This window comes from Pseudomonas sp. BNK-45, from assembly GCF_047456255.1.
In the GTDB taxonomy this organism is placed as follows: domain Bacteria; phylum Pseudomonadota; class Gammaproteobacteria; order Pseudomonadales; family Pseudomonadaceae; genus Aquipseudomonas.
The window spans coordinates 999,492-1,015,900 of sequence record NZ_CP179909.1 but is presented as its reverse complement, the minus strand read 5'-3'; the positions used below and the strand labels follow the sequence as shown (position 1 = coordinate 1,015,900).

The 16,409-nt window shown below is 67.7% G+C and carries 12 protein-coding genes; all 12 read right to left on the bottom strand.

Annotated features, from left to right (window positions below; translation table 11 throughout):
* Positions 1–21 precede the first annotated feature (21 nt).
* The 12 genes from ACMGG8_RS04615 to tssJ all read right to left on the bottom strand — a co-directional run bounded on the left by ACMGG8_RS04615 (position 22) and on the right by tssJ (position 16,374).
* Positions 22–405 (bottom strand): hypothetical protein, encoded by a 384-nt coding sequence (locus tag ACMGG8_RS04615; protein ID WP_042940722.1) that lies wholly within the window; start codon positions 403–405, stop codon positions 22–24.
* Between the two features lie 140 nt (positions 406–545).
* Positions 546–1,484 (bottom strand): type VI secretion system-associated lipoprotein TagQ, encoded by a 939-nt coding sequence (tagQ, locus tag ACMGG8_RS04610; RefSeq protein ID WP_060841728.1) that lies wholly within the window; start codon positions 1,482–1,484, stop codon positions 546–548.
* 83 nt (positions 1,485–1,567) lie between these two features.
* The gene (locus ACMGG8_RS04605) at positions 1,568–3,280 is read right to left on the bottom strand and encodes a formylglycine-generating enzyme family protein (RefSeq protein WP_414159241.1); all 1,713 of its coding nucleotides are present in this window, start codon (positions 3,278–3,280) and stop codon (positions 1,568–1,570) included.
* Positions 3,273–4,475 (bottom strand): ABC transporter permease, encoded by a 1,203-nt coding sequence (locus ACMGG8_RS04600; protein WP_060841730.1) that lies wholly within the window; start codon positions 4,473–4,475, stop codon positions 3,273–3,275. The genes ACMGG8_RS04605 and ACMGG8_RS04600 overlap by 8 nt, the downstream gene beginning before the upstream one ends.
* On the bottom strand, positions 4,475–5,191 hold the full coding sequence (locus ACMGG8_RS04595) for an ABC transporter ATP-binding protein (protein WP_060841731.1): 717 nt from the start codon (positions 5,189–5,191) through the stop codon (positions 4,475–4,477). Before ACMGG8_RS04595 ends, ACMGG8_RS04600 begins: the two co-directional genes overlap by 1 nt.
* On the bottom strand, positions 5,191–8,292 hold the full coding sequence (locus tag ACMGG8_RS04590; protein ID WP_414159240.1) for a serine/threonine-protein kinase: 3,102 nt from the start codon (positions 8,290–8,292) through the stop codon (positions 5,191–5,193). Before ACMGG8_RS04590 ends, ACMGG8_RS04595 begins: the two co-directional genes overlap by 1 nt.
* A gap of 2 nt (positions 8,293–8,294) precedes the next feature.
* On the bottom strand, positions 8,295–9,029 hold the full coding sequence (locus tag ACMGG8_RS04585; RefSeq protein ID WP_060841733.1) for a PP2C family protein-serine/threonine phosphatase: 735 nt from the start codon (positions 9,027–9,029) through the stop codon (positions 8,295–8,297).
* Positions 9,030–9,683, bottom strand: coding sequence for a type VI secretion system-associated protein TagF (gene tagF, locus ACMGG8_RS04580; protein ID WP_414159239.1), 654 nt, complete (start codon positions 9,681–9,683; stop codon positions 9,030–9,032).
* Positions 9,680–13,186, bottom strand: a complete 3,507-nt coding sequence (gene tssM / locus ACMGG8_RS04575; protein ID WP_060841735.1) for a type VI secretion system membrane subunit TssM — start codon at positions 13,184–13,186, stop codon at positions 9,680–9,682. The genes tagF and tssM overlap by 4 nt, the downstream gene beginning before the upstream one ends.
* Complete coding sequence (locus ACMGG8_RS04570; RefSeq protein ID WP_060841736.1) at positions 13,183–14,508, bottom strand: DotU family type VI secretion system protein; 1,326 nt, start codon at positions 14,506–14,508, stop codon at positions 13,183–13,185. Before ACMGG8_RS04570 ends, tssM begins: the two co-directional genes overlap by 4 nt.
* A 6-nt stretch (positions 14,509–14,514) precedes the next feature.
* Complete coding sequence (gene tssK / locus ACMGG8_RS04565) at positions 14,515–15,849, bottom strand: type VI secretion system baseplate subunit TssK (RefSeq protein WP_060841737.1); 1,335 nt, start codon at positions 15,847–15,849, stop codon at positions 14,515–14,517.
* A gap of 15 nt (positions 15,850–15,864) precedes the next feature.
* On the bottom strand, positions 15,865–16,374 hold the full coding sequence (gene tssJ / locus ACMGG8_RS04560) for a type VI secretion system lipoprotein TssJ (RefSeq protein WP_060841738.1): 510 nt from the start codon (positions 16,372–16,374) through the stop codon (positions 15,865–15,867).
* Between the last annotated feature and the right edge of the window lie 35 nt (positions 16,375–16,409).

Sequence of the window (16,409 nt, the reverse complement as noted above, 5' to 3'; positions counted from 1 at the left end):
CTGGCCGACCCAGGTCCCCAGTCAAGCCTTGGGCTTGGCCTTCTTCGGTTTCAAATACTTGGTCAGGCCCTGGAACCAGATCACCAGCGCCGGATTGCCCTTGATCTGAATCGACTTGTCCTGAATCCCGGTCATGAACGCCAACTGCTTGTTCTTCGCCTGCATCGTGGCGAAGCCGTAGGCGGCATCCTTGAAGGCAATGGCGAACGCAGGCTCCGGGTAGAACCCCGAGCGGCTGGTAATGCGCTGGTCCTTGACGAAGAAATGCCGAGCAACCTTGCCGTCAAGGGTCTGCAGCTGGAACACCAGCTCCTTGTCGCCCAACTGTTGCTGGAAAGCGGGATTGTTGCGGCTGGCCTTGCCCATCAACAGGCCAAGCATCCAGAGAAGAAAACGAAATTTCATGCACGGCGCCTCAGTGGAATTATTGGGTGGCCGGCGCAGTTTAACCTGTAACGTGAAGAGCGCCAGTCGATCTGGCCAATTACTCGGAGATCGACTGGCGTTCAACGCTTATCGCGACATCTTGTCAGACAATCACTGACTCAGACGTTAGGGCAAGGCACCGGTGCCCAGTCACCCAGGTCCGGGTTCTTGCACATGCTGTTGACCTGGGTCTGGCCGGTGGTAGCGACCTTGTTGCTCTCGGCCTGCTTGGTCTTGGCCTGCTGGATCGACTTCTCGGTGCTCACCGCTTCGGCCGGCACGCTCGGCAGCTTGGGTTGCTTGACCTTCTGCGCCGGCTGCTTCTTCTTGCCACCGCTGGTGGTGGTCACCGGGGTGGTATCGGCGGTGGCGACCTTGACCACGTCGGTACGCTGCACGCCCACCTGCTGCAGATCCTGCTCGTAGGCCTGGTTGTACTTGTTCAGGTCTTCGCTGGCCCGGCCGTTCACCGCAGCGATCAGGTCGTTGGACTCTTTCAGGCCGCTGACGATTTCCGCCAGGCGCTTGCGCCCTTCCACGTCATTGATGCTGTTGGCCTTGCGCGCGCTGATCAGGCTGTCGAAGGCACGCTGGTAGCAGGTTTGCGAGGCACGGGCGTAGGCGGTGCTGCGGTCGATGTCGGCCGCGCTCTTGTTGACGTCGGTGGCGTAGGAAGCGATGCGCTGATTGTCGTCGGCGATCTGTTTCTGACGCTCGGTGTAGTAACCGGCGGCGCCACCGGCCAGGGCACCGCCTGCGGCGCCGATGGCGGCGTTGCGGCCACGGTGGTCGCCGTCACCGGTCAGGGCACCGAGCAGGGCGCCACCGGCGGCGCCCAGGGCAGCGCCGGTCACCACCGACTTGGTCATGTCCGAGTCGGTGGCACGCAGGTGCTGTACCGGTTCGTAGCAGCTCGGGTAGTACTCGACCTTGGTGGTCGAGGCGACCTTGGACACCGGAGAGGTCGCGCAACCGGTCAATACGGTGCTGAACCCGGCGGCAACCAACAGCAGGTGACGCTTGGATGTTGAAGCAAATGGCTTGCGGGAAAAAAGCATGTTGATGATCTCGATTAGTGTTGACCTACTCGGCACGACACCAGGTCGCCCGAGCTCCTCCAGGCTCGACAGACAGCGGCCGGTCATGACTTCTGACCGGTCGATGCGAGCAGTTCCTTCAAAATCGTCGCCGGGTCGGCTCGCCGTTTCTGGCGATAATCCCCGACATGGCGGACGAATAACGTAGCGCGCGTCACCAGGCTCTTGCCGAGCACCGGCTTGCGATTGAGCTCTTCCTTGATCCGTTGAAATTGCGCCTGGATCACCGCGTCGGTGTAACGGGTGCCCGTGGCCAGGTTGTCGATGTAGATCGCCACCGCCCCGTCCAGCGCGCTGCGGCCGTTGTCGATGGCTTCGGCGAACAGCTTGGCGCTGGGTTCGTCCTTGGCATCGATGGCCTGCTGCTGGCTCTTCTTCAGGTTGGTCAGGCGGATGTTGTAGTTGTTGACGGTTTCAGCCACCAGCGCCGCGGACTGGATCAGGTTGCCGGCCGCCTCCTCGCGCTGCTGGGCGATCAGCGAAACGTTGCGCTTGAGCTCTTCATTGACCAGCCCCAGCTCCGCCTGCAGGCGCGGGTCGACACTGGTGGCAATGATGCTGTCCAGGCGCTTGGTGGGGTCCTGGGCTTCGTCGATGGCATCGGTCAGGGACGCCAGGCGACCCTCCTTCTGCCACTGGGCGAACAGTTCCTTGTAGCGCGAACGCGGGGCCGACAAGGCGCCGATGGCCACCCGGAAGCCCGTGGTTTCGTTGCTCTGCTCAGTGCCGTCGGCACCGAACAGCGGGTACTCGCGGCGCATCCCGGTGAACAGCGTGCCCTCGCCTTCCAGGTAGTTGCCGCCCTTGACCACGAAGCCGCCGTAGGTGCCCTGGCGGCGCCCGGCACGCACCAGCTGGAAGGACTCCTGGACCATCTCGGCGGCGTTGCCGATCACGTCGAACATACCGATGGGGTTGGGCAGCTTGGTGCCGATCGGCATCAGGCGCGCCGCCTGACCGGTGCCGCCGGCCACCTGGTTGAACACCGCCCAGTCCGCCAGCGGGCCGTCTTCCTCGCTGCCCTCCAAACGACGCGGGAACAGCCGGCCCTCCAGCTCCTGGCGACTGACGGCCTGGCCGCCGCGAGCGGCGTACTCCCATTCGACTTCGGTGGGCAGGCGCACGAACCCCAGGCCACCGTCTTCCGAGGAACTGCCACGGCCGCTGACCGGCAGCAGGTCACGGTGATGCTTCATCAGCCAGGCGCTGTACACCGCGGCGAAACGCTCGGCCTCGAAACGCGACAGCTTGACCTTGGGCAGGCGCCCCTGCAGGCCGTCCGGCGCCTCGCAGGCCGGGGCCGGCTCGCCGCTGGCCAGGGACTGGGCCTGAGCCATGACCTGGGCGTACTGGCGGGCGGTGACTTCGTACTTACCGATGAAATACAGCATCGGCTTGAGGGGCACCCCGCTGCCGGTTTTCGGCAAGGCCGGGCCGATGGTCTTGCCCCAGGCCGCAGGCAGGTCCTTGAGGGTGAACTGACCGTTGATGTAGTCCCGGCGATAGCCGGAAATGAACGATTGCTGATAGCCGCTCTCGCCTTCGCTGAAGGGGTAGCCGAGGTTGACCTCGCGGTCGTCCAGGGTGCCCTGGGCCAGCACGTAGACGTAGCGGAACACCATCTCGCCGTCACAGGGCAACGGCAGGCTGACGTCGTCCGCCAGGGGCTTGGGATTGTCCATCTTGTTGCCGGGCTCTTCGGCCCACACGGCGCCGGCCAGGGTCATGGCCAGCACGGTGCCGATCAACTTATACATCGCGAATTCCTTCACAGGCTTCAATGCGCGACACCCGCCAGCCGCCCAGCGCCGCGGCCAGGGTGCTGACGCCCAGTGTCGCCAACAGGGCCAGCCCGTAATGGGCCGGCAGCAAATGACTGGCGTACTCGCCGGGCACCTGCATGAACAAATGATTCAGCCCGGCCTGGGCCAGGCCATACAGGGCGCCACTCAACAGCGCGGCAAGCCCGGCGCTGTACAGCGCCTGGGCCACCACGAACAGCAGCAGCGCGCCGGTGGAAAACCCCAACAGGCGCAGCACCGACAACTCCCGACGCTTGCGCTCCACCGCCGCCAGGGCCCCGGCGAAGATCGCCGCGAAGGCACCGGCCAGGGCCAGCCCGGCGATCACCCAGAAGACGATGGACAGGTTGCGGCTCAAGGACTGCACCTGGGCGATGGTCTGCGCCTGGGTCGCCACCAGCAGGCCGCGCTCGGCGAAATACAGCCGCAGCGGCTCGACGTCATCCAGATCCCGGGCATACAGGCGAAACGCCGGGTAGACCCGCTGCGCGGATGCCGCCTGGACCTCGCCGAGCCAGCCCAGGGCCGCCACGGCGCGACCGTCGCGGTAATCCTCGGCGGCCTCCAGCAGTGCCAGCGGAGCGAACAGCGCGTCACGGGCAAAGGCTTCCAGGGGCAGGATGCCCTCCACCTGGACCCGGGTCCGCTGCACCTCGCTGCGCCCCGCCACCTGCCGGCCAAAGCTCGCCTGCAACCAGTCCCCCGGCTGCGCCCCGAGCTTCTCGGCGGCGGTGCGGCTGAGCAGCACGCCGCTGATGCTCCGGGGTGACGACAAACGCCCGAGCAACGGGTCGCCCACCGCGGTCGGCAGCATCTCCACGGTCAGGCCGATATCCGCCGTGCCCCGGGACAGGTCCGCCGTCGCGGCGATCTGCCGGGTGCGCGGCAAGGCAAAGGCCACGTCCGGGCGCTGCCCCAGCTCGGCAATGAACGCGGCGCTGAAGCGTCCGCCGCCCAGGGGAATGATCTCGCGCACCGCCGGGTCCTTTTCCAGGCGCTCGGTGAGGCTGCTGACCAGCCCGAACTTGAGCCCGAACAGCACCAGCAACGGCGCGATCACCGCCACCAGGGCCAGCACCGAACAGGCCGACAGCCAGGAATCGGCGCGGTAGTCCTGCCAGGCCAGCGCAGCCGTCAGGGACGCACGCATCAGCAGGCCTCCCCCAGGGTCGCGGTGACCCCGCCGTCGGCATCGCGCCGGCAGGCAATGCGCCGGACCTGCAAGCCGTTGGCCCGGGCCAGCACCTCATCGTGGGTGGCGATCACGCAGCACACCCCCTGATCGCGGGATTGCTGCACCAGCAGTTGCATTACCCTTTGCGCGTTCAACGGGTCCAGGGCCGCGGTCGGCTCATCCGCCAGCAGCACCTGCGGGCCGTGGGCCAGGGCCCGGGCGCAACTGACCCGCTGGCGCTGGCCCACCGACAGGGCAGCGGGCTTCTTGTGCAGTTGATCGGCGATTTCCAGGCGCTCGGCCAGCCGCCGGGGAATGCCGTCGTCGGGCAGCCCCAGCAGTTTGCGCGGCAGGCCGATATTCCCCCGCACATCGAGAAAGCCCAGCAGGCCGCCGGTCTGCAGCACATAGCCCAGGTGCCGGCTGCGCAATTGCGCCAGGGCACTGTGGCCCGCGCCGCGCCAGATCCCGAGGATGTCGATGGCGTCTCTGGCCGGGGCAAATTCGAAGCGCGCCGCCGAATCCGGAGCCAGCACCAGCGCCAGCAGATCGAGCAGGGTGCTCTTGCCGCAACCACTGGGGCCGACCACCGCCAACTGGTCGCCCGCGCGCAGTTGCAGCCTTGGGATCTCCAGGCTGTAGCGTTGGCGACCCTCGCCGCGGCTCTTGCGTACCTGCGCCAGATCGAGCATCACGGCAGCGTCGACAACGGAACGCGGTACAGGGCATCACCCGGCTCGGCATCGCCGAAGCGCACCCAGTTGGCCAGGTCGTTGTGGAAGGTTTCGTAGAGGCGGATCTTCGAATCCAGCTCGTCGATGAAATCCTCCTGCTCGGCCACGCTCAACGACAGCCACAGGTCCTGGGTCATGTTCAGCGACTTGCTGCGGTACGGCAGGCCTTCCAGGTATTCGCCAAGCACACCGCCGTCGGCCAGGTTGCCGCCCTTGCGCAGGGCCGACGGGTCGCGGCTCATGTAGGCACTGGCACTGGCGATTTCCTGGAAGAAGTCCTTGGGCGAGGTCTGGGTCTTGCGCGCCGCATCGACGATCAGTTTCAGCGACTGCTGCAGGTCGTTGAGCTGCAGCTTGGTCAGCATCACGCAGACCTGGAACGCCGGCAGCGCCGGGTTGGTCAGGTCGCGGTCGGCGGTCCAGGCGCTGACCAGCTGCGGCGCCTGGCTGGCGGCCTTGCGTCCGAGAAAGTCCATGTGCATGGCGTAGCCGATGGCTGCCGATTTCTGCGCGATGCTCGGTGCCGCCGCCAGCAGCGGGACTTCCTGGTGCTGGTTGCTGCGCACCTGATGCACCAGATCGGCGAACACCGTGCCGATCTCGTCGACCCGCTCGCCGAACTTGCGCACATCGCCGCCGGGCACCGGAATGTACAGGTCGCCGATCTTCGGGTTGGCGTCGGCGGTCAGCACCCGGTACTGGGTTTCCGCCTGGGCGTGGTTCTTCTTGCCGGCATCGGTGCGCAGGTGCAGGGCGTAGATCTTGATCTGCTTGCCCAAGGCCGCCTGGCGCACTTCCGCCTCGTTCATCTGGGTGCGGCTGTAGGGATCGTTCTTGCGCAGGGCCCCGGCATCGCTGACCAGCAGGATCAGGCGACCGCCGTAGCCCTTCCAGTCCATGCCTTCCACGGCCTGCATGACCCCGGCAAAGGCGTCTTCGTTGAACGAGTGGCTGGAGACGCTGGTGGCCTTGACCTGGCTCACCAGTTCCTGGAAACGCTGGGGATCGCGGCCCTGGTCCAGGGTCACCAGGGTCTTGGTCACGTACTCCAGGCCCGGGGTCTTGCTGGTGTTGTTGCGAAAGCCCACCAGGCCGAAGCTGACACTGTCCAGCTCGCCGCGCTCGGCGATCTTGCTCTGCAGCTCGTGCACCACGTCGCGCACCTGATCGATGTACGGCTGCATCGACACCGAGGTGTCCACCACCAGCACCACCGCGGTGCGGAAGGCATCGGCGGCCGCCGGCGGGCTGTTCGCCGGCAGCGGCTTGCCGCTGCTGTCGCTGATGCTCTGCGGGCTGTTGCCCGGATCGATCGAGGCGACGTTGAGCAACTGCACCGGCTGGCCGTTCTCGTCGAAGCTTTCCTTGGAATCGAAGATCGGCAGCAGGTAGAACTGGTCCTGGGGCACCGCGCTGGCATTGGGCTCCAGGGCCAGTAGCTGCTGCTCGTCCTGGGGATTCTTCTGCGCCCTGAGCAGCAGGTTCTTGGCCGCCGCCGGGTCCGCCAGCAGGCGCTCCAGCTCGCTGGCCTGGCGCACGAACATCACCGGCGCGCGGCCGGAACGCTCGGTGAATTTCAGCACCAGGCTCTGCTTCCAGTCGCTGACCTGCTCGGCCGGCAGCCAACCGGCGCTGCGTCCATCGCTGGCGGCGCCCAGGCGCAGCCAGGAGCGGCCGTCGAGGTTCTTGCGCTGGTACACGTAAAGCACCGAGAACGCCGGCACCGGCTTGTCCGGCGTGGCCCCCGGCGCGCTGGAGAAACTCGCCCCCGGCTTGCTCAGCACCCGCTGGAACAGGGTCTTCTTGCCCGGCATCAGCAGCGGCCGCTGGCCGCCATCGACATCCGCGGCCAGCGCCTGCTCCACCGGCGGCGCCACCACGGCAGGCGGGGTGCCGACCGTGGCCGGGCTCTTGGGTTGCGGCGCCGGGCTGTCGCCGGACAACCACCAGTAACCGCCCCCCGCCACGGCCAGGGCCACCGCCACGGCAACCCCGGCCAGGGCCAGCAGCGGGCCGCGGCGCTGTTCGGACGCCCCGCTGCCGGCTGGCGGCAGGTTGGACGCGCGCGGCGGCACTGGCGGTTCCTGGGGCGGCTCGCGGCGCGGCGCCGGTTGGGGCGCCGGCGCCTGTTGCGGAATCTCGATCGACACCGGGGTCAGCCCGGCCAGGTCGTGGCCCTGAGTTACAGGCTGAGTTACAGGCTGGGGGGCTGCCTGAGGGGGCAGCGGCAACGGCTGGATCAGCGTCGCCTCGACCTCGGCCGTCTCCGGCGGCAGGTTGTCCAGGGCCGCCAGCAAGGCCGCCGCGTCCGGGTAACGTTCCGCCGGGTCCTTGGCCAACAGCTTGCGCAGGATGTGCTGGTAGCGCCCGTGGTGCAGCGGCAGCTCCGGCAAGGGCTCGGTGAGGTGGGCCAGGGCCGTGGACAGCGCGTCGGTGCCGTTGTACGGCAACTCGCCGACCAGGATTTCATACAGCACCACCCCCAGGGCATACAGGTCGGCGCGACCGTCGATGTCCTGGCCACGGGCCTGTTCCGGGCTCATGTAGCTCGGCGTGCCCACGGCGAAACCGGCCTGGGTGAACTGGGTGCGGTCGTCCAGGGACTTGGCGATGCCGAAGTCCGAGAGCACCGCCGTGCCATCGGCACGGAACAGGATGTTGGCCGGCTTGACGTCGCGGTGCACCAGCCCCTGGGCATGGGCATAGCCCAGGGCCGAGGCGATCTGGCGGATGTAGGCCAGGCCCTGCTCCGGGGTCAGCCCGGCAGCGATGCGCTCTTTGAGGGTGCCGTTGGGCAGGTACTCCATGGCCATGTAGTACAGCTCGCCGACATTGCCGATGTCGTGGATGGTCACGGTGTGCGGATGCGACAGCCGCGCCAGGGTCTTGCCCTCGCGCAAGAAGCGCTCGCAGAAGCTCGGGTCGGCGGCCAGCGCCGCGGCCATCACCTTGAGCGCCACCTTGCGCTCCAGGGAACGCTGGGTCGCCAGGTACACGGTGGCCATGGCGCCTTCGCCAATCTCGCCCTGAATGTCAAAACCGGGAATCAGAATGTCCATGGTCAGTATCCTGCGGCCTTGATCACGATGGCGGTGATGTTGTCCGGCGCGCCCCGGGTCAGGCCCAGGTGGATCAGGCTGCGCACCACATCGTTGGGCTCGCTGTGGCTCAGCACATCGCGCAGTTCGAAGTCTTCGGCGGTCTTGTTCAGACCGTCGCTGCACAGCAGGAAGGTATCGCCGTCCTGCACCTGCAGATCGACCTGGGACAGCTGCAACTGAGCCTCGACGCCAATCGCCCGGGTGACGATATTGGCCCGCGGATGCACCCGCGCCTCGGCCTCGCTGAGCAGGCCGCTGTCCTGCAGGTCCTGGACGTAGCTGTGATCCCGGGAAATGCTTTCCAGCTGCTCGTCCCGCAGCCGGTACAGGCGACTGTCGCCGGCCCACAGGCACACGCCCCGAGCGCCGCGCACCGCCAGCAGGACCACGGTGCTGCCCATCATGGTCACCCCGCGATTGGCAGTTTCCTCGCGCACCGCGGCGTTGACCGCGGCCAGGCCGTTGCGCAGCGCGGCGACGTACTGCTCCAGGCTCTCGGCCGCCGGCACCGCCCGCAGGCTGTCGACGATCAGGCTGCTGACATAGTCCCCGGCGGCGTGCCCACCCATGCCGTCGGCCACCAGCCACAGGCCGGTCTCCGGGGCTTCGAGCCAGGCGTCTTCGTTGATTTTCCGCACCATGCCGACATGGCTGTAGCTGGCGGACTGGTAGGACAGTTGCGGCGCTGAACCCATTTAGACGGCACCCTCTTGTCCGAGCAAAAATTGCGCAAATTCACTGGCTGGCGGCAGGCCCTGGCAGCGCAACAGCATCGGGCTGATGTACTGCGACCCCCGGCCCCACCACAGACTCGTCCCCTCGCCGGCCTGGGCCGCGAGCACCGCGCCCCGGGACTGAGGATCATTGACGTAGAACCGTTGCAGGCCGGCGTAGTGGCTGACCTCGACCCGCCGCGCCGGGTTCGGCGCGCCCAAGGCCTGCAGGCCCTGCTCCAGGGCCTCGAAACGGGCGCCTTCATCCAGGGTCGCCAGCAGCAACGCCTCCACCTGTTCGAACCACTGCTCCGAGCCGGTGACCAGGGACGTCAACTCCGTCTCGGGCTCCAGCAGCGCGGCCACGGTCAGGGGGAAATAGCGCCCGACCCGGTCGATGCTCGGCATCACCACCCCCACCGCCGCCTGGGGCCCGCAGACTCCCGGGGCCAGGGCGAAGCGCCACAACGGGCTGATCAGGTAGGCGTTGAGCCACTGCTCGCCCAGGGCGTTCTGGCTGGCCAGCAACCCCGCCGCCAGCCAGCTGTCCCAGGGACCGATAAAACTCTGCGGCAGGCCACGGCTGACAAAATCGCCGCGGCTGGCCAACTTGCCGTACAGGCCGGGCGCGGTCATAGCCGCTCCGGCAGGCTGAAGCCGCTGAGCACCCGGCTCTTGAACGGGTTGAAGGCGCTGCTGGCGCGCAGCTCGTAGGAGATGCTCGCGCCATCCACCCGCAGCCGCAGGTTGAAGCGGTCCGGCGAGTTGGTGGCGGTCAGGTCCGATTGCTCCAGCAGGCGGAACCAGGCCCAGGGGCCGTCCAGGGTCACCCCGGAACGCCCGGTGGCCGACGGCGGCATGATCGACAGGCGCACCACGCCGATGCTTCCCGGGTTCGGCCACTGCATGGCCACCGGCCGGCTCGGGCCGTGGTCGTAGCTCAGTTGCTGGCCGTCCAGGTCGAGCAGGAACTGGCTGATGTTGGCGTCCATGGCCACCGGCTTGAGCTCGAAGCGCACCGCCGGCTGGGTGCCGCCGCTGGAGCGGAAGAACGCATCGCGGATATTCGCCGCGCGCTGGAAGGTTTGCAGCACGCCGGGAGAAATCCCCAGTTTCTGCGCCGCGCCCGGCTGCCAGCTCCAGGTGGTGGTCGAGGTGTTGACGTAAGGCTGCAGGTACTTGCGGAAGTAGTTGTCCATCACCCCGCCGGTGCCGAAGAACTGGCCGAAGTCTTCCAGGGTCGCGTCCCGCGAACTGCCCGGCGACATCGGATAACGCCCGCTCAGGGACTGGCGATAGACGTTCACCACTTCGCTGACCCAGGCCGCGTTCAGTTGATTGCGCACCCCGCCCATCATGGTGTTGGTGGTGGAACCGACCACCGACTTGACCAGCCCCTGGACCAGCGGCGGCTGACGCTCGGCGGTCAGGCTGACCCGGGCGGCCGCGGCGCTGGCCTGGTTCTTGGCCTCGCCCAGCAGCGCGTCGCCGCTGGCCCCGACCATGGCGCTGACCTGTACGTACAGGGCGTTCATGTCCGAGAGCAGGCCGTCGATGGCCGCCGGCTCGCCCTCGCCCTTGCTTACCAGGCTGTTGAGGTCGGCAAAGTGCGCACTCACCGGGTCTTCGCTGCTGGCCACGGCGGCGGGGTTGGCCGCCTGCTCCTGACCCAGCAGCGAACCCAGGCGCTGCTTGAGCTGATCGACACCGCCCTCGACCTTCTGGCCCTGGGCCGCCAACAGGCGTTCTTCCTGTTGCAGATCGGTTTCCTTGGCCACCGCCACCAGCAGTTTCTTCAACGGCGAAGTTGGCCCGGAGAGAATCCGCAGCACGTCGGCGGCCTGGGCCACGCTGGTGATCGGTACGAAGTCGATGTCCGCCAGCAAGGCATCCCACTGGCGCAGGTAGTCCTGGAAGTACAGGCGACGCACGTCGGCGGCGAGGCTGGCGACGTTCTGCTGGTCGGCCTGATCGCGGCCCAGGACCCACTGCTCTTCCGCCAGGGTGCCGGCCTGGTTGAGGCTGGCCAGGAGGAAGGCCTGGCGATAGCCCTTGGCGGTGAACAGGCCGCTCAGGGGTTCGCTCAACGGCTTGCCGCTCTTGCGAGTGAACACCAGCGCCGCGTCGCGGCCACCGGCTTCGCTGAGGCGGAAGTCCGGAACGCCGTCCGGCAGCTTGGCGCGCTTGACCCGGTCATACACCCGCTGGGCCACCGGCAGCTGTTGCAACTGGCGGCGCAGGTCGTCGATCAGGCGCTGGTCCAGCCGCGCATTCGGTGGATGTTTTTCGAACAGCGCCTGCAGGTGCCCGGTCAGGGCCTGACGCTGGTCCGGCGGCAGATCGCGGGCCAGGGTGCGGTCCCAGTCCAGGGTGATCCAGGCCTTGATGAAGTCCGGGTCGTAATGCTCGCTGTCCGCCAGCATCAGGTAGGCCTTGAGCCCCTCGTAGAGGAAGTCCGAGTTGCCGCCGCTGTGCAGCTGCTCCTCGATGCGGGTCATCAGCCGTGGGGCGAACACCGCCACCAGCAGCTTGCGATAGACGCTGGCGGCCTCGGCTTCGAGCATGTCGCCCTGATACAGGCCCAGGCCCTCGGCCCAGCCCGGCGCATCGCCGGCCAGATGGCGGGTGGCGTTGAGCAGCGGCAGCACCGCCAGCACATCGCGCTGGGCCGAGCTGAGGCTTTGCACGTCCTGGCGCACCGGCGCGACACGCTGGTCGACCTGGGCGATGTAGCTCTGGTTGGCCCGGTAGCTGATGATCCACAGGGTGCTGACCACCAGCACCAGGGCCACGGTGGCCGCCAGGGCGCCGCGGGCGATCCATTTGCGCCGGCGCTCGACCTTGGGGTTGACCCCCACCAGCCCGCGCTCGGCAAAGGCCACGGCGCTGAACAGCTTCTCGATGAAGTAGCTGCGCCCGGTGCCGGTCTGCCGCGCCAGGTGCTGGCGGTCCAGGTTCATGCTCTGGGCCATGGCGCCGATCAGGCGATCGATCGGGCTGCCTTCCTGGGTGCCGCTGGTGAAGTACACGCCGCGCAGCAGCACCCGCTCTTCGAAGGCGTTGGGTTTGAACACGCCTTCGAGGAAGCCCTGCAAGGACTCCTTGAGCGCCGCGAATTGCTGCGGGAAGCCGTAGATCAGGTCGCGCCGCGCCGGGTCGCGTTCCTGTTGCAGGCGCTCCACCAGACGCTCGTTGAGGCGCTGCTCCAGGGCCGCCAGCTCCGCCGGCAACTGGGCCAGGGGGCTGTCGCCGCTCTTGCCGTCGTCCAGGGCGAAGGTCATGCCCCAGACCTGGGCCCGCTCTTCCTTGCTCAGGGAGTCGAAGAACTCCATGAAACCCGGCACCAGATCGAGCTTGGTGAGCATCAGGTAGATCGGGAAGCGCACTCCCAGCTGGGTGTACAGCTCCTGGATACGCAGGCGGATCGCCGCCGCGTGGGCCGCGCGCTCGGCGTCACTGCCGAGCAGCAGGTCGGAGAGGCTGATGGCGACGAAGGCGCCATCGATCGGCCGCCGCGAACGCTGGGTTTTCAGCAGGTCGAGAAAACCCAGCCAGGCCGCCTTGTCCACCGTGGCGTGGCTGTCCTGGGTGGTGTAGCGCCCGGCGGTGTCCAGCAATACCGCCTGGTCGGTGAACCACCAGTCGCAGTTGCGGGTGCCGCCCACGCCGCGCACGGCGCCGGCGCCCAGCTGCGCGGCCAGGGGGAAATGCAGGCCGGAATTGACCAGCGCGGTGGTCTTGCCCGAGCCCGGCGGGCCGATGATCACGTACCACGGCAACTCATAGAGGTTGCGCCGCTCGTCACCGCCCAGCTTGGCCTTCTTCAGCAGCGCCAGGGCTTCGTCCATGCGCTGGCGCAGGGCCGCCAGTTCTTCGGCGGTGGCCACGCTGTCCGGGTCCGGCGGGGTATCGGCGGCCAGGCTCTGCAGCACCTTGGCTGCGTGCCGGCGGGCCTGGATGATGCGCCACACCCGGTAGCCGATCCACAGCGCGAAGATGCAGATGATCAGCGCCCAGCGCCGGCCTTCCGGCACCAGGAACTCCAGCAGCGGGCCAATGAACCAGATGATCAGACTCAGGGCGATCAGCCCCAGCAGCGGGATCACCCAGCGAATCACAAAACTGAAAAACGCCTTCACTCGACCCCCTCCGCCAATACGCTGATTTCGACCCGACGATTACGCGCCCGCCCTTCGGCGGTGGCGTTGCTTGCCAGCGGCTCGGTGTCGCTGCGGCCTTCGGCGCTGAAGCGCTCCGGCTGGCCGGTCTTCGCCGCGAGGATCTGCAGCACCGATTCGGCGCGGGCCTGGGACAGCTTCCAGTTGGACGGGAAGCGCAAGGTGGCGATCGGGCGGTTGTCGCTGTGGCCGGTGATGCGCACCTGGCCCTTGACCTTGCGCACCGCGTCGGCGATGCGCAGCATCAGCGGCTGGTAGTCGTCGAGGATGCTGGCGCTGGCCGAGGCGAACAGCTCGTCGCCACGGATGGTCACCACCGAACGGTCGACGGCGTCTTCCACCGCCACCCGCCCGGCCTTGATGTCCTCGGCGAGGAAGCCCGCCAGGCGCGGACGCTCGACGATCTTCGGCTGGATCACCGGGCGATCCAGGGTCTGCACCGGGATCTCGCCCAGGGCATGGATGTTCTTGAACACCGGCTCGGCGTCCGCCGCCAGCTTCAGGCGCAGGCCGAACAGCAGCGCCAGGAGCAGCGCCACGCCAATCGCGATACCGACCCAGGGCGGCATGAACTGGGCCAGCCGGTCACGGGCCACGCTGACCCCGCGCCAATGCGGCGACAGCTCGCGCTCGTGCTCGCCACGGGCGCTGCGGATGGTCGCCGCGGTGCGCTCGCGCAGGGCTTCGAGCTGGCTACGGCCATCGATCATCACCCGGTAGCGGCCCTCGAAACCCAGGCACATGCACAGGTACAACAGCTCCAGCAGGTACAGGCGCTCGCGGGGGCTCTGCAGGCAGTGCTCCAGCAACTGGAAGACCTTCTCGCCGCCCCAGGCTTCGTTGTGCACGGTGATCAGCAGGCTCTGCTTGCCCCAGTCGCTGGTGCTGCCCCAGGGGGTGCTGAGCACCGCTTCATCCAGGGCGGTACACAGCGCATAGCGCGCCAGCAGCACGTCGTTGCGCGGCACGCCGGCGGCTTCCGCACGCTCTTCGAACTGGCGCAGGTAGGCCAGCAACTGCGCCCGCAGGCTGGCCGGCGCCGGGTGCGCCAGGGTGCTGCGCAGCCTCGTGAGCAAGGCCAGCAACGGGCCGGCGGCGCTTTCCAGGGGGTTCAGGCCCCGGGCCTGGCCGGCCGGCAATGGCGCTGCCGGCATCGCCAATGACGGCGACGCTGCAGCCGCCGGACGGCCGGGCTCGGGCGCGCGGCCACCGGGGCGCGGCATGAATTGGGTGCGGTCATTGGCCGGGGACGGCTGCCCTGCCGAATCGTCGAAAGGATGCATCGCGACTTATCCTCGAATGGCCCAGAAGGCCAGGTTCAAGCCCGGGAATTCCCCGGCGACGTGGAATGCGAAGCCGCCGGAATGAACCAGTTGTTTCCAGTGCTCGCTGCCACGGTCGAGCTCGTAGTAGGTCGAGCCGGCGTGATACGGCAACTGCCGTGGCGCCACCGGCAGCGGCAACAGGCCGATGCCCGGCAGTTGCAGGTTGACCAGGTCGCGGATGTGCTCCACCGAACCGACCTTGCTCTGCTGGGCAAAACGCCCGCGCAGGGTTTCCCCGGGCACGTCGGCGCGCACCACCAGGATGAAGCTGGCGCTCTCCAGCAGGGTGCGGTCGGCCAGCATCGCCACGTGCACGCCGTAGGCTTTCTCGACGATCGGGATCGGCGTCGCCTTGCTGTCGATCAGCATCGACAGCGCTTCGCGCAGGGCCTGCATCACCGGGGCGAAGCTCAGGGCCAGCTCGTCATGCTGGTACTGCGGGTATTGCGCCGGACGCCGGGCGCTGCTGGAGAAGGTCGAGAACTCACCGGCCAGGCTCACCAGCTCGCTGTACAGCCGCTCGGGGTGCAACGGACTGATCTGGTTCAGATGGCTGATCAGCGGCTGGGCGCGGTTGACCAGTTGCAGCAGCATGAAGTCGGCGATTTCCGAGGCGCCACCGGCCCCCGATGCCACCACCCGGCCGGCCAGGGCCTCGCCGCGCTGGTGCAGCAGGCCCAGCAGTTCGCTGCGAAAGGCACTCAAGGGTTTGGACGCGGCCACATCCAGCAGCGGCGGGATGTAGCTGTCATCCAGCACCAGGGCGCGGTCGGCGCGCTTTTCCTTGATCAGCACCACGCCGATGGCGGCGTAGTCGCTCAGGCCGTCCGCGGCCGTGAGCAGGCGCAAGGCGCGGGAGCCCACGGCCACCGGCGCACGGTTTTCGAAGGGGGCGTTGTCGTCGCGCACTTCGCGCACCTGGCTCAGGTAGCGGGCGCCGCCCAGTTCCTCGCCTTCGTCCACGGTATCCCGGGCACCGGCGCGCTTGAGCGGCAGCGCCAGGTACACCAGGCCGTCGCGCAGGTTGTCGTCGATGCTCAGCGGGCTGGGCGCCAGATCGTCATGGGGAATGTTGAACGGCGTACCGTCGGGCAGCAGGCCGCGGGCGCTGACGATGGCCAGCTTGCCCTGGGCCAGCAGCCCCTGATCGATCCGCAGTTCGGAAAAGCCCCAGGCCCCCGCCGACAACGGACGGCTGCGGGCGTCGATGAGGTTTTCCAGGTAACGGTCATGCTGCTGGAAGTGCTGGGTTCCAATGAACATGCCTTCCGACCAGACCACGCGATTGTTCCAGGACATGGTTGCTCCGATTGCCTATTGGGCAGGGCTGGATGGGGACGCCGCGAGCTCGGCGCTGACTGCGCGGACATCGAGGCCGATCTGATAGCTGTTGTTCAGGTGCGCGGCGGTATTGACGCTGACCCGCCACAGGGCCTGATCCACTTCGCGATAGCCCACCAGCAGGCCGACCTGACGGGTGGCCGGATCCAGGGTGCGCTTGAGGCTGAACTGGTCGCCGGGCTTGACCAGCACTTCGTCCTGGTCGATCAGGTCCGGGCCGAGGGTGGCCGGGGCCCGCTCCGCCAGGGCGAAGTAGTCGGCGCGCATGAAGGTCGCCGGGTTCTTCAGTTCGAAGATCCGCACCCGCACCGGCGTGCCCTGGCCGTCAGGGCCGGGGTTGAGGCCGGCCACGGCCTGGAAATGCAGCTCCACGGTGGTGGCGCCCGGCTGGGTTTCCTGGGTCGGCTCGGCAGGTGCCGGGGCGTCCTTGGCACAGGCCGCCAGTACCAGCATGGCGACCAATGTCAGCAATCGTTGAATCATCCTGCGTCCTCAATGACGTATCAGCTGTCCGTGTA